The sequence below is a fragment of the Bradyrhizobium ferriligni genome, assembly GCF_056837965.1.
In genome coordinates this window covers 56,061-68,746 of record NZ_JBXEJO010000009.1, presented here as the reverse complement: position 1 = coordinate 68,746, position 12,686 = coordinate 56,061, and the positions used below count along the sequence as shown (strand labels likewise).

The following is a 12,686-nucleotide window of genomic DNA, read 5'->3' as shown; positions in this document are numbered from 1 at the left end:
CAGCAGGGCTGAGGGCGGAGCAGAGTGTGGCGTAAGGCAAGATTAAAGCACTGGCGTTCGATGAGCTCCAAGTCCTTGTCTGCACATCAAGGAGTTGGCGATACGGCGCAACGGGATGTCGCCAATCGGGCTTCAAGGCGATGCCAATGCTCATCGTTCGCGTCTGCGACTTGGCGAGGGATCTTTGGCTTCACATATCCGCGGTCTTCTCAAGGGAGCCCGTGTCATGCATGGCATCGATGACGACGAACTCGAACCGAAGCTCGGCCGCATCGGCAACCGCAAGGCCAGAAAGCCGGCCGGATATCTTCGACGTGTTCGGCAGGCCGCAGAACGCGCCAGTCGCACGGCTCATCACGCGTCGAACTTCTCGGGCGGCCGGATCGGCCGCGGATACGCGCAAGGTGCTGTGCTCGCCGGTCGAGGCCGGAACAAGGGGCAGCGCCGGGTCGTGGTCAAGGCGCGGATCGTGCGCATCAAGGCCGGCGACACAGGCGCCGTCCGGGCGCATGTGCGCTATGTGCAACGCGACGGCGTGACGCGCACGGGTGAACCTGGAGAACTCTATGATGCAGCCAACGATCGCGCCGACGGCAAGGCGTTCACTGAACGAAGTGCCGGAGATCGCCACCAGTTTCGCTTCATCGTGGCACCGGAGGACAGCGCGGAACTCTCTGACCTGAAACCCTTTATCCGTGACCTGATGCGACAGATGGAGAGTGACCTCGGCACCAGGCTCGACTGGGTCGCGGCGGATCATTTCAACACGGGGCATCCGCATAGCCATGTCGTGCTCCGCGGCAAAGATGACGCGGGGCATGACCTCGTGATCGCACGGGACTATATCGCCCACGGTCTTCGGGCGCGGGCCTCCGACCTCGTCACCCGCGAGCTCGGCCCTGAGACCGAGATCGAGACCGCGCGCAAGCTTCAGCAGGAAGTCACGGCCGAGCGGTTCACGCGGATTGACCGGGCTATCCTGCGCGATGCCCGTGATGGTGTCCTTGAGCTTGCACGGGCCGCGCGGGATCCGGTTTGGCACGCGATGCGCATGGGCCGGCTGCGGACGCTCGAGCGGATGGGATTGGCGGAGGAAGACAATCCCGGCCGCTGGCGTCTTGACGGGGAGCTCGAATTGAAGCTCCGGCGGATGGGCGAGCGCGGCGACATCATCAAGACCATGCATCGCGAATTGCGTGCGGCGGGCATCTCGCGGGCGGCAGCCAGCTATGCGATCTTCGATCCGCGGAGCGCGGGCCGGCACCTGATCGGACGGGTCGTTGGCGAAGGGTTTGCGGACGAGCTGACGGAGCGCCGCTATGTGGTGATCGATGGGGTCGACGGGCTGGCGCACTATGCCGAGGTCGGTGCTCTCGGCGCCAACGAAGAGCTGCCGGCGCGGAACACGATTCTGGAGCTTAGGCCGCGTTCGGCGCAGCTGCGCCCGGTGGATCGAACGATCGCCGAAGTGGCTGCGGCCAATGACGGCTTTTACAGCGAGCGCCTGCACCGGGAGCTGGATCCGCGAGCATCGCCCGAATATATCGGAACCCATGTCCGGCGACTGGAGGCGATGCGTCGGCAAGGGACGGTCAGCCGCCTTGCCGATGGCGGCTGGAATGTCGGCCAGGACTATCTCGACCAGGCTTTTCGGTATGAGGAACTCGAGCGCTCGCGCAATCCGTTGCGCGTTGCGGTGTTGTCTTGGCAAAGGCTCGAAGAGCTGCCGCAGGCAGTCGGTGCGACCTGGCTCGACCGGAAGCTTCTTGCAAGGGAATCCGATGGGCTCGCGCCAACCGGTTTCGGCGCGGAGGTCGAGACGGCATTGCGGGCGAGACGGCAGTGGCTGATCGAACAGGGGCTGGCGCGAGAAGAAGGGGGGCGGGCGCGCTATGCGCGGAACATGCTGCATATCCTTGAAGAGCGCGAGCTGGCGAAAACGGCGGCGGACATTTCCGCTCGTACGGGGCGCGAATATCGCAACGTCAGGGCCGGCGACAGCCTCAGCGGCGTCTACAAGCGAATGCTCACGCTCAATAGCGGACGGTACGCGCTGATCGAGCAGTCGCGCGAATTCGTCCTGGTGCCCTGGCGGCCGGTTCTGGAGCGCGCGCGTGGCCAACTCGTCAACGGCAGCGTCGGCGGAGAGGGCATTTCCTGGTCGATCGGAATGAGGCGCGGCATCGGACGCTAGTCCCGAGCCTCCCGACTTCGACGGGGCTAGCCGGGTGCAAGCCCGACCCTGTACCGCTGCGCAACGCGCCAGAACCAGTCCTGATCGAGGTTGGCCTGTCGATCGATTTCTCTGACCGAGCTGCGTGCGCGATCGAACAGCGCATAACAAAGACCTTCGTCGTCGTGGCGGGCGTAATAGGCGATGCCGTCGGGATTGAGCGGATGGCTGAAAAGCGCCTTCGACCAGGCCTGCGGCACGTCGTAAGGCAGTCCGCCATGCACCACCTCGGCGGTCGCGCCGAGAATGGCGAGGGAGGGGCCGGCCAGTCTGACCAGCGAAAGATCTGCCGTGATCTTGAGGCGAGCATAGGCCTTGCGACGGAGCAGGCTGGGATCGAGCAGGGTCCGTCCCGGTACGCGGAGGAACGTCTCTGCGAAGGCGCCAAAAGGCTCCCGGGCGGCATAGAGAACGCCATAGCTCCCGTCGGGCGCATTCAGCCGGCCGAGACGCGAGGTGTCGAAGAAGATCGGATCGTACCCGGCGGTGTAGAACCGGTGAACAACCGTCCCCGCCCGCAGCCGGACCTGGCGGGGGCGGCGGCGATCGAGATCGTCCGGCGGCAACGGAGCGGTCACGCGCCTTGCTGAGCCATGCGCCGGGCGGCCTCGACCACAAGTTCAACCTTGCCTTCCCTCAGCAGGTCGATCGGCTTGCGGCCACCCAACCGGTCGTCAGGCTGGGCGAGGAAGTTCAGAACCGTCCAGGGGTTGTTGGTCGGCAGCGCCTCCTGGACGGACTTCAGACCTTCGACGACGGTGCCGTCGACGTTGAACTGAAGCGTCGGAAAGCTCCGGTGATTGCTCGGACCCGGCACCGCGAGGAGGCTGCCTTCCTGCACGCGCTTGTCCACAGCCTGCCTGGAGATTCCCCGCAGGAGCGTTCTGACCTGGTCCAGATCATACGCGCCGCCGGATCGCCGAAGATCCTCCTGCGCAATGCGGACGCCCTCAAGGACGGCGAGCGCGCGGGCATCTGGTGCGAATGCGTCCTTGTTGACGACAGCGGTTTGCTTCGCCGCCTCGGAGAAGAACCGGAATGCTTGCCCCGTCAGTTGCTTGTTCTGCTCACGCACCTTCTGCAGTGCGGTCACGCTTTTGGAAACGATGGCGACCTGCGCGTCGGCAGGGAGCGCGAGGCTCTTCAGGGCCGCGGGTTTCTGCTTAAGTACCATCATCACACCGTCCTCGTGGACGGACGGATCCTCGGTACCGGAGCGCTTTGACTGTGCCTTGGACATGAGCTGAACTCCGCCTTCAATATCGGTATCGAATGCAACTTTGTCAACTTTGACAAAGAATAACATAGGTATTATAGTAGTATAATTGATCCCATGTACGAGATCGATGGCCGTCGCACAGCCCGTCGCGCGGCGATAGTGCTTTCGTCCCCGTGCGCCCTTTTTCAGGCTGACGGTCGATGCGACCGTCGACGTTGAGGGCACAAGCGGCCTTTGTTCGATTCGTTCATTCGCTGGGTGTGCGCATGCGCGATCACCAATCCTGGGCAAGGCCGAACCGGTGATCCAGTTTGATCATGCCATTCACCTTCAATTGAGGAGCTTCCTCACCCACGCCGAGGCTGCCGCGACAATGATCTTGCTTCGATGGGTTTGATCGAGCCGGATCTCGTTGCCGACGGCGATTTTTATTCAGGTTGAATGCGAGCCGTCATCCCGCTTTTCATCTCGCCGCGCTCGTTGCGAGCGTCGAGTGGGGCGGACAATGTTTCCGGCAAAAATCTACGTCGGTCAGATCACGGTCGTCTTCGGCATCGTCATCGCGTCGACATGGGGAGCGACGCAATGGACGGCGGCGGCGCTCGGATTTCAGGCGCGGCTTGGCGCGCCGTGGTTCGCCATTGGCGCCTATCCGGTCTATCTGCCCTGGCGATTGTTCGAATGGTGGTTCGCCTATGAGGCCTATGCGCCCGAGATATTTGAGGAGGGCGGGGCTATCGCCGCGGCTGGCGGCATTGCGGGCGCGCTGTTTGCAATCGTCAATTCGGTGTGGCGGGCGCGGCAAAACCAGTTGGTCACGACCTACGGCTCCGCGCGCTGGGCCAATGTGAAGGAGATCCGCGCTGCCGGCCTGCTCGCGGGCAGGGGTGTGTTCCTCGGGCGATTTGAAAATTACTACCTGCGTCACGATGGACCCGAGCACGTCATGTGTTTTGCACCGACGCGGTCGGGCAAGGGCGTGGGGCTGGTGCTTCCGACACTGCTGTCCTGGACTTCGTCGGCGGTCGTGCATGACATCAAGGGCGAGAACTGGGAGCTGACGTCCGGCTGGCGCTCGACCTTCTCGCATTGTCTGCTGTTCAATCCGACCGATCCAGCAAGCGCGCGCTACAATCCGCTGCTCGAGGTCCGCAAGGGCGCGGCCGAAGTCCGCGATGTCCAGAACATTGCCGACATCCTGGTTGACCCGGAAGGGGCATTGGAGCGCCGAAGCCACTGGGAGAAGACCAGCCACTCGCTGCTCGTCGGCGTCATCCTCCACGTCCTCTATGCAGAGCAACAGAAGACGCTGACACGGGTCACCGAGATCCTGGCTGACCCGGCGCAGTCCTTCGAGAAGACGTTGCGGATCATGCTGGCTACCAACCATCTCGGAACAGAAGCCAAGCCGAAGGTCCATCCCGTCGTCGCCGCGACCGCGCGGGAGTTGCTCAACAAGTCTGAAAATGAACGTTCCGGCGTACTGTCCACCGCCGTGAGTTTCCTCGGCCTCTATCGCGATCCGGTTGTGAGCCGGAATACCGAGAGCTGCGATTGGCGCATCGCGGACCTCGTTGGTGCGGACAGGCCGGTCACGCTCTACCTGGTTGTCCCGCCGTCAGACATCAGCCGCACCAAGCCGTTGGTCCGGCTGATCCTCAACCAGATCGGCCGCCGATTGACCGAGTCCTTGAACCTCAGGGCAGGCGATGCAAAGCATCGCCAGCTGCTCCTGATGCTGGATGAATTTCCTGCGCTCGGCCGGCTTGATTTCTTTGAGAGCGCGCTCGCCTTCATGGCCGGCTACGGCATCCGGGCCTATCTGATCGCCCAATCGCTCAATCAAATCGCCAAGGCCTATGGCGAGAACAACGCGATCCTGGACAATTGCCATGTCCGCATCGCCTTTGCGGCCAATGACGAGCGAACCGCGAAGCGCATTTCGGATGCGCTCGGCACCGCAACGGAACTTCGGGCACAGCGGAATTATGCCGGTCACCGGCTCGCGCCCTGGCTTGGCCATGTCATGGTCAGCCGCCAGGAAACCGCCCGGCCGCTGCTCACTCCAGGCGAGGTGATGCAGCTGCCCCAAGATCAGGCCATCGTGCTTGTCTCGGGGCTTGCGCCGGTTCGGGCTCGCAAGCTCAGGCACTACGAGGACTCAAATTTTGTGACGCGCTTGCGTCCGTCACCGCACCGCGGTGCTGGCGAATACCGCGATCGCCCGGCTGCACGTCCGAGCGATTGGGGGCGCCAGATCCGGGCGGTCGATCTCCGATTGGCAACGCTTCCATACCGCGACCTCATGCAGGCGGGTGCAGAGGAGGGCGGGCTTAGACAGCAACTGCCGCTGTTTGAGGAGGCGGCTCCCCAAGCCGAGGCGACGCGGTTTGCCGAGGAGCGGCTGCTCGACGACGACGCAGATGTGGCGGCGGATCGCAACGAGATGCAGCGCGCGGCGAGCGCCTCCAGCGCCATCCGCAGCGCTCATGCCGTCACGCGCGATGACGACGATCTCCTTCCTGCATTCTGAGGGGCACTCCCAATGAAACCAAAGCTATCCGCCTATGTCTCCGACAGCGTGGCGCAACGGCTCGAACTCGCGGCCAGGCGGCCGGGCACCAACAAGTCGGCGATCGTCGACGCCGCCCTCGACCGCTTTCTCAATCCGGAGCGGGATGCAAACGGAGACGCAGCCCTGATCCGCAGGCTCGACCGGATGAGCCGGCAGCTCGATCGGGCAGACCGTGATCTCTCGATCATGGCGGAAACCATTGCACTGTTCGTCCGCTACTACCTGACAATCACGCCCCCGCTGCCCAGCGGAGACCAGGACGCCGCGCGTGCGCTGGGGCGTGAGCGGTTCGAGATGTTCGTCGCGCAGGTCGGCAAGCGTATCGCCGCGGGCGGCCGGCTGGTTGCCGACGTCATGGAACAGGTCTCGACATCAAATCCGGACCTCTTCATGCGGCATCTGGAGGAGGGCGCGCCGCTCGGCGGCGGTGAGGCGCAGACCACGACAACAGAATCCCGCTCGCACCACGCAGCGGGCCAGCAGCCGGAGCCGTCTCCGGCTGGGCGAGAGGAGGTCGGCAATGTCTGACCTTCTCTCGCCCGAAACCCGCGAGCGCCGCCGCGGCATGCTGCGGACCGCTATGGGGCCGGCGATCGCGCTGGCGCTGGAAGAGGCCGAGGTTGTCGAGGTGATCGTCAACCCGGACGGCAGGCTCTGGCTTGAGCGGCACCGGTCCGGACGTACTGATACCGGCGTCATTCTGACGCCGCAGGAATCGGAGCGGATCATCCGACTGGTCGCAAGCCATGTCCGGGCCGAGGCCAGCGCATCCTTCCCGATCATATCGGCCGAACTTCCGGAGACCGGCGAGAGGTTCGAAGGCGTGCTGCCGCCGGTCTCGCTCGCGCCCTGCTTTGCCATCCGCAAGCCCGCAACAACGACGTTTCTTCTCTCCGACTATGTCAGGGCGCAGATTGCCTCGCCCCTGATGGCCAAGGTGCTGGCGGCGGCCGTTGTCGAAGGTCGCAGCATCCTTGTTGCGGGCGGCACCGGATCGGGTAAGACGACACTCGCCAATGCGCTCCTGGCCGAGATTGCGCGTCTCGATGAGCGTATCGTCATCATCGAGGATACCCGCGAGCTGCGCTGCGAGGCCAAGGACGTCGTGACCCTGCGCACCAAGCCGGGCGTCGCGAGCCTTGCCGATCTCGTGCGCTCAACGCTTCGCCTTCGACCTGATCGCATCATCGTGGGCGAGGTGAGGGGCGCCGAGGCCCTCGACATGCTGAAGGCCTGGAATACCGGCCATCCCGGTGGGATCGCCACGGTTCACGCCAACTCGGCGCGCGCCGCGCTCTATAGGATCGAGCAATTGATCCAGGAGGCTGTGGCCACCGTGCCGCGCCGGCTCATCGCCGAGGCGATCGACCTTGTCGTCTTCATCAGGGGACGGGGTCCTGCGCGCCGGATCGAGGCGATCGCCGAGCTCAAGGGCCTCGATCCTTCCGGCGATTACCTCCTGGAGACCCCGCCAGGCCTTCCAAACGCTTCGCATCGTCCCTGATCTACACGGAGAGTACGACATGTCTGGTTTGCCCCGTTCGACGGCGCATTTCTGCTTTCGCCGAGTTTACAGGCGTTTCCTCATCGAGCTCGGAGGGGGCCTCGCGTGCATGCTCCTAACGGGCCCGGCTGCGCACGCTGCAGGCTCGGGCATGCCATGGGAAGCGCCGCTCGAGCGCATCCTGGAGTCGGTGCAGGGACCGGTCGCGAAGATCGTCGCCGTCATCATCATTACGGTAACCGGGATTTCGCTTGCGTTCGGCGACACCTCGGGTGGTTTCCGCAAGATGGTCCAGGTCGTCTTTGGCCTCTCCATCGCTTTCGCGGCGAGCTCTTTCTTCCTGTCGTTCTTCTCATTCGGCGGCGGAGCGCTGATCTGATGCGTCCCGACGGCTTTGAACTCGTGCTCCATCGCTCGTTGACCGAGCCCATTCTGCTGGGCGGTGCGCCGCGCTCTGCGGCCATCCTGATCGGCACCCTGTCGGCCGTGCTGGCGCTCGGGCTGCGGCTCTGGCTCGCAGGCGTCGTGCTCTGGATCGTCGGGCATGCCATCGCGGTGTGGCTTGCCAGGCGCGATTCCGCCTTCGTCGAGGTCGCAATCCGTCACACCAAGCACAAGGGCTGGCTCGCATGCTGAATTTGAGAGAATTCCGTCCTCATGCCTATCGTCTGGCCGACTGGTTGCCCTGGGCGTGCCTCGTCGCACCTGGCGTGATCCTGAACAAGGACGGCAGCTTTCAGCGCACCATCCGCTACCGGGGTCCGGATCTCGACAGCGCGACCGAGGTCGAGCTCATGAGCGTGGCCTCGCGGGTGAACAACGTCTTAAAGCGCTTTGGCTCGGGCTGGGCCCTGTTCTTCGACGCCACGCGAATTGCGGCGTCGGAGTATCCGCGCTCACGCTTTCCGGACGCAGTATCGTGGCTTGTCGATGAGGAGCGGCGGGCCGCCTTCGAAAGCGTGTCCGAGGCCTCCTGGGACGATCCGTCGCGTCCGCGCGGACAGCATTTTGAGAGCGTGTTGCATCTCACCTTGATGTACCTGCCGCCGGCCGAGCGCGTGTCGCGGCTGGAGGGACTATTCCTCGAGCGAGACGAGCGGGGTCCGGGACGATCACGCCGTCAGCGGCAAGCGCAGCAAGCTTCCGGGGCTGATCGAAAAAGCGGCCGGCCGGACGATCCAGTCGCCACGACCGCTCGTGAAACTGACCAGCCCCTGCCGTCGCGGGAGCACAGCTATCGTGATCATCTCGAACGCTTTGTCCAGGAAACGGACCGGGCGATTGATCTTCTGTCTTCGGTCCTGCCCGAGATCTGGCCGCTCGATGACGAGGAGACACTGACCTACCTGCATAGTTGCATTTCGACCAAGCGGCATCCGGTCGCCGTGCCCGAGATTCCGGCCTATCTCGATTGCTTCTTGAGCGACGAGCCGTTGACCGGTGGATTGTCACCGGCGATCGGCCGAAGCCACCTTCGTGCGCTGACCGTGCTCGGCTTCCCGCACGTGACCTTTCCCGGATTGCTGGATGAGCTGAACCGACTTGGCGTTGCCTATCGCTGGGCCACCCGATTTCTGCCGCTCGACCGCACGCAGGCGCATTCCTCGCTATCGCGGTTTCGCCGCCAGTGGTTTGCCAAGCGCAAATCGCTGGGAGCAATCGTGAAGGAGGTCATGTTCAACGAGCAGGCGGCGCTCGTGGACACGGACGCCAGCAACAAGGCGGTCGACGCGGACACTGCGCTGACGGAGCTCGGCGATGATCTCGTCGCATTCGGTTACATCACGACGACCGTCACTGTCAGCGACGAGGACGCGCGCACCGCCGACGACAAGATCCGGCTCGTCGAACGCGTGATCAACAGCCGGGGCTTCACCACGATCCGGGAAAGTGTCAATGCGGTCGAGGCGTGGCTTGGCGGTCTGCCAGGACAAGCCTATGCGAATATCCGCCAACCCATCGTGCACACGCTCAATCTGGCGCATATGTGCCCGTTGTCGGCGGTGTGGGCTGGCCCAGCGCGATGCGAGCATCTCGATGGACCACCGCTTCTGATCGCCAAGACCAAGGGCGCAACCCCCTTCCGGCTTTCACTGCACGCCGGTGACGTTGGGCATTCCATCGTTGTTGGGCCGACCGGCGCCGGCAAGTCTGTGCTGCTCTCGATGCTGGCCCTGCAGTTCCGGCGCTACTCGAATGCCCAGCTGATCACATTCGACAAGGGCCGCTCCGCGCGCGCGACAACGCTTGCGCTGTCGGGCGCGTGGTACGAGCTCGGCGCCAAGGGTGGCATCGCGTTCCAGCCCCTGAAGGATGTTGCGGAGGAGCAGGCGCGGCTTTGGGCGCTCGACTGGCTTTGCGGCGTCATTGCCCACGAGCGGGTGAACGTGACGCCGGAGGTCAAGGAAACCATCTGGTCGGCACTCAAGAGCCTGGGTACGGCGCCGGTGTCCCAACGCACGATGACCGGGCTCGTGGCCTTGCTCACGCGGGACGCCCTGCGTCAGGCGCTCCAGCCCTACACGCTGGAGGGACCTTACGGCCGCTTCCTCGATGCGGACGCCGACCGGCTTTCGAGCGCCGACGTCCTGACCTTCGAGATGGAAGAGTTGATGGCGCTGCCGGGGCTTGTCGCACCCGTGCTCACTTATCTGTTCCACACTCTGGAGTCGCGTTTCGATGGGCGGCCGACCCTGCTGGTGCTCGACGAGGCCTGGGTGTTCCTTGACGACCCGCTGTTTTCGAGCCGGATTCGCGAATGGCTGAAGACCCTGCGCAAGAGGAACGTGGCGGTGGTCTTTGCCACGCAGTCGCTTGCCGATATCGCGGACAGCGAAATCGCGCCCGCGATCATCGAGTCCTGTCCGAGCCGAATATTCCTGCCCAATCCCCGGGCCCTTGAGCCGACCCAGACCGAGACCTATCGGCGCTTCGGCCTGAACGACACGCAAGTGCGCCTGATCGCCGAAGCCTTTCCCAAGCGCGACTACTATCTGCAGTCTCGTGCCGGCAACCGCCTGTTCGAACTTGGCCTTGGACCGGTGGCGCTTGCGCTCGTCGGGGCATCCTCGCCGGACGATCAGCGCATCATTGACGATGTCCTGGCCCGTTCGGGGCCCCACCATTTTGCCGAACGCTATTTCGCTGAACGCGATCTGCACTGGGCGGCCAACCTGATCAGCACCTTTGAACAGGCCCACAAGGCCTGACCCGATCTCAATCTCCGGAGTCTTCCATGCTCGAAAGTGTCGGCCGCTTGGGCGCGCGTACAACTACAAGAATTATCGTGACAGTAGCGCTATCTGTCGTCGTTGCTGTGAATGGATCGCGGCGGGTCGGGGCGTTCGATATCGTGTTCGACCCCTCGAACTACAGCCAGAATCTTCTGACTGCCGCTCGCGCGCTCGAGCAGATCAATAACCAGGTCAGGAGCCTCGAAAATCAGGCTTAGTCGCTTCTCAATCAAGCAAAGCATCTGGCAAGCCTCCCGACCAGTGTCGTCGGCCAGCTCACTTCGACCATAGGTCGGATGAACAGCCTCATTACACAGGCAAAGGGCATCTCGTTCGACGTTCAAAAGACCCAGCAGGATTTTGCGCAGCTATATCCTCGGCAGTATGGCGCCGCCACCTCCGCTGACAGGATGGTCCAGGACGCGACCGCACGCTGGAATAACAGCTATGAGGGGCTCAAGCAGGCGCTCACAATCCAGTCGGCCATCGTCAGCAACCTGGATCAGGACGGCCAGACGCTTCGCACACTTATGGCGAGTTCGTCAGCCGCGGTCGGCTCCTTGCAGGCCCAGCAGTCCGGCAACGAGCTGCTGGCTTTGCAGATCAAGCAGGCATTGCAGACGCAGGCGCTGCTGGCAACTCAAGCCCGCGCCGACACGTTGAGGGCGGCTGAAGAGCGCGCGTCGGCGGCGGCCGCCCAGGAGCGCTTTATCCGCTTCATCGGCGATGGCCATGCCTACGCCGGCGGCAGATAGGAGGGGGCCATGGCTGATCTCTCCGTCATCGATCGCTTCACCGAGACGTTTTCGCGCTACATCGATTCTGGCTTTGGTCTTCTGTCAGGCGAAGTCTCGTTCCTGAGTTCGACACTTGTCGTCATCGACCTCACGCTTGCCGGGCTTGCCTGGAGCGAGCGGTCCGACGACCAGATCCTGGTGACGCTTGCCAAGAAGATCCTCTACGTCGGTGCATTCGCCTTCATCATCGGCAACTTCAAGAGCCTTGCCGACATCATCTTCAACTCGTTTTCTGGCATCGGCCTGAAGGCGTCCGGCGGCACATTGAGCCCGGCTGATCTGGCCCGGCCGGGTTTTGTTGCCGCCGCTGGGTTCACTGCGGCGCATCCGCTTCTCGAGGAGGCGAGCCAGTTCTCGGGCTTCGATGTGCTGACGAACCTGCCGACGATCGTGATCCTCTTGTTCTGCTGGATCGTGATCGTGCTCGCGTTCTTCGTGCTGTCGGTCCAGCTGTTCGTGACCCTGATCGAGTTCAAGCTCACGACACTCGCGAGCTTCATCCTGGTGCCGTTCGCGCTCTGGGGCAAGACGGCCTTTCTTGCCGAAAAGACGCTCGGCAATGTCGTTGCCTCCGGCGTCAAGGTGATGGTGCTGGCGATTATCGTCGGCATCGGCTCGACTATCTTCGGTCAACTCGCGAGCACTTTGACACGGCCGGTCGATATTGCGTCGGCCATGAGCTTGCTACTTGCGGCGCTCGCTCTGTTTGGACTTGGAATCTTCGGCCCGGGCATTGCTGCGGGTCTCGTGTCCGGTGCACCTCAACTGGGGGCCGGGTCGGCGGCGGGTACGGTGGCCGGTGCTGCTGCTGTCGCAATCGGAGGCGGAGCGGTCGCCATGGGCGGCCTTCGCATGGCCGCCGGCGGATCGATGACGGCGGTCCGTTCCGCGGCGTCGCTGAGTGGAGCATCGTCGATTGGCGACGGTGCGGCCCGCGCGGCCGCGCCCGAGCAGCCGGCAGGCGGAGGCGTTGGACAAGCGGGCGGAGCTGCGGCTGCCGGCCCTTCGCGCGCAACTGCGACCCCCGCCCGACACGCCAGGGAAGCCGCACAGATTGCTGCCCATACCCTGAAAGAAGGGGACAAGGGCGGTCATTCCTCGGGTCCCAAGCTCGGGGAGGACTGA

General features: G+C 63.8%; 11 protein-coding genes and 1 pseudogene. 10 read left to right on the top strand and 2 right to left on the bottom strand.

Annotation, left to right across the window (positions count from 1 at the left end; translation table 11 throughout):
- Window positions 1–226: 226 nt before the first annotated feature.
- Window positions 227–2,194 carry a relaxase/mobilization nuclease RlxS gene (rlxS, locus tag AC1VNY_RS07235; RefSeq protein ID WP_482404660.1) on the top strand — a complete coding sequence of 656 codons (1,968 nt, stop codon included), beginning with the start codon at window positions 227–229 and terminating at the stop codon, window positions 2,192–2,194.
- A 26-nt stretch (window positions 2,195–2,220) separates the two neighbouring features.
- On the opposite strand, the gene AC1VNY_RS07230 is transcribed toward rlxS, so the two are convergent.
- Both AC1VNY_RS07230 and AC1VNY_RS07225 read right to left on the bottom strand, forming a co-directional pair.
- Window positions 2,221–2,811 carry an RES family NAD+ phosphorylase gene (locus tag AC1VNY_RS07230; RefSeq protein WP_482404659.1) on the bottom strand — a complete coding sequence of 197 codons (591 nt, stop codon included), beginning with the start codon at window positions 2,809–2,811 and terminating at the stop codon, window positions 2,221–2,223.
- Window positions 2,808–3,473: a hypothetical protein gene (locus AC1VNY_RS07225; protein ID WP_482404658.1), complete on the bottom strand. Its 666-nt coding sequence runs from the start codon at window positions 3,471–3,473 to the stop codon at window positions 2,808–2,810. Before AC1VNY_RS07225 ends, AC1VNY_RS07230 begins: the two co-directional genes overlap by 4 nt.
- Before the next feature lie 484 nt (window positions 3,474–3,957).
- Between AC1VNY_RS07225 and AC1VNY_RS07220 the strand changes: the two genes are divergently transcribed.
- From AC1VNY_RS07220 to trbL, 9 genes and pseudogenes are all read left to right on the top strand, one after another.
- On the top strand, window positions 3,958–5,985 hold the full coding sequence (locus AC1VNY_RS07220) for a conjugal transfer protein TraG (protein WP_482404657.1): 2,028 nt from the start codon (window positions 3,958–3,960) through the stop codon (window positions 5,983–5,985).
- 12 nt (window positions 5,986–5,997) lie between these two features.
- On the top strand, window positions 5,998–6,555 hold the full coding sequence (locus AC1VNY_RS07215) for a CopG family transcriptional regulator (protein WP_482404656.1): 558 nt from the start codon (window positions 5,998–6,000) through the stop codon (window positions 6,553–6,555).
- The gene (gene trbB, locus AC1VNY_RS07210; RefSeq protein WP_482404655.1) at window positions 6,548–7,531 is read left to right on the top strand and encodes a P-type conjugative transfer ATPase TrbB; all 984 of its coding nucleotides are present in this window, start codon (window positions 6,548–6,550) and stop codon (window positions 7,529–7,531) included. The genes AC1VNY_RS07215 and trbB overlap by 8 nt, the downstream gene beginning before the upstream one ends.
- A gap of 109 nt (window positions 7,532–7,640) precedes the next feature.
- Window positions 7,641–7,910, top strand: coding sequence for a TrbC/VirB2 family type IV secretion system protein (locus AC1VNY_RS07205; RefSeq protein WP_035633115.1), 270 nt, complete (start codon window positions 7,641–7,643; stop codon window positions 7,908–7,910).
- Window positions 7,910–8,167, top strand: a complete 258-nt coding sequence (locus tag AC1VNY_RS07200; protein WP_482404654.1) for a VirB3 family type IV secretion system protein — start codon at window positions 7,910–7,912, stop codon at window positions 8,165–8,167. Before AC1VNY_RS07205 ends, AC1VNY_RS07200 begins: the two co-directional genes overlap by 1 nt.
- Window positions 8,161–10,740 carry a conjugal transfer protein TrbE gene (gene trbE / locus AC1VNY_RS07195; protein ID WP_482404653.1) on the top strand — a complete coding sequence of 860 codons (2,580 nt, stop codon included), beginning with the start codon at window positions 8,161–8,163 and terminating at the stop codon, window positions 10,738–10,740. The genes AC1VNY_RS07200 and trbE overlap by 7 nt, the downstream gene beginning before the upstream one ends.
- Window positions 10,741–10,766: 26 nt before the next feature.
- Entirely contained in the window at window positions 10,767–10,982 is a 216-nt protein-coding gene (locus AC1VNY_RS07190) for a hypothetical protein (RefSeq protein ID WP_482404652.1), read from the top strand.
- A gap of 15 nt (window positions 10,983–10,997) precedes the next feature.
- Window positions 10,998–11,519, top strand: a pseudogene (gene trbJ / locus AC1VNY_RS07185) (P-type conjugative transfer protein TrbJ); the annotation flags it as partial.
- Window positions 11,520–11,528: 9 nt separating this feature from the next.
- Window positions 11,529–12,686, top strand: a complete 1,158-nt coding sequence (trbL, locus tag AC1VNY_RS07180; RefSeq protein WP_482404651.1) for a P-type conjugative transfer protein TrbL — start codon at window positions 11,529–11,531, stop codon at window positions 12,684–12,686.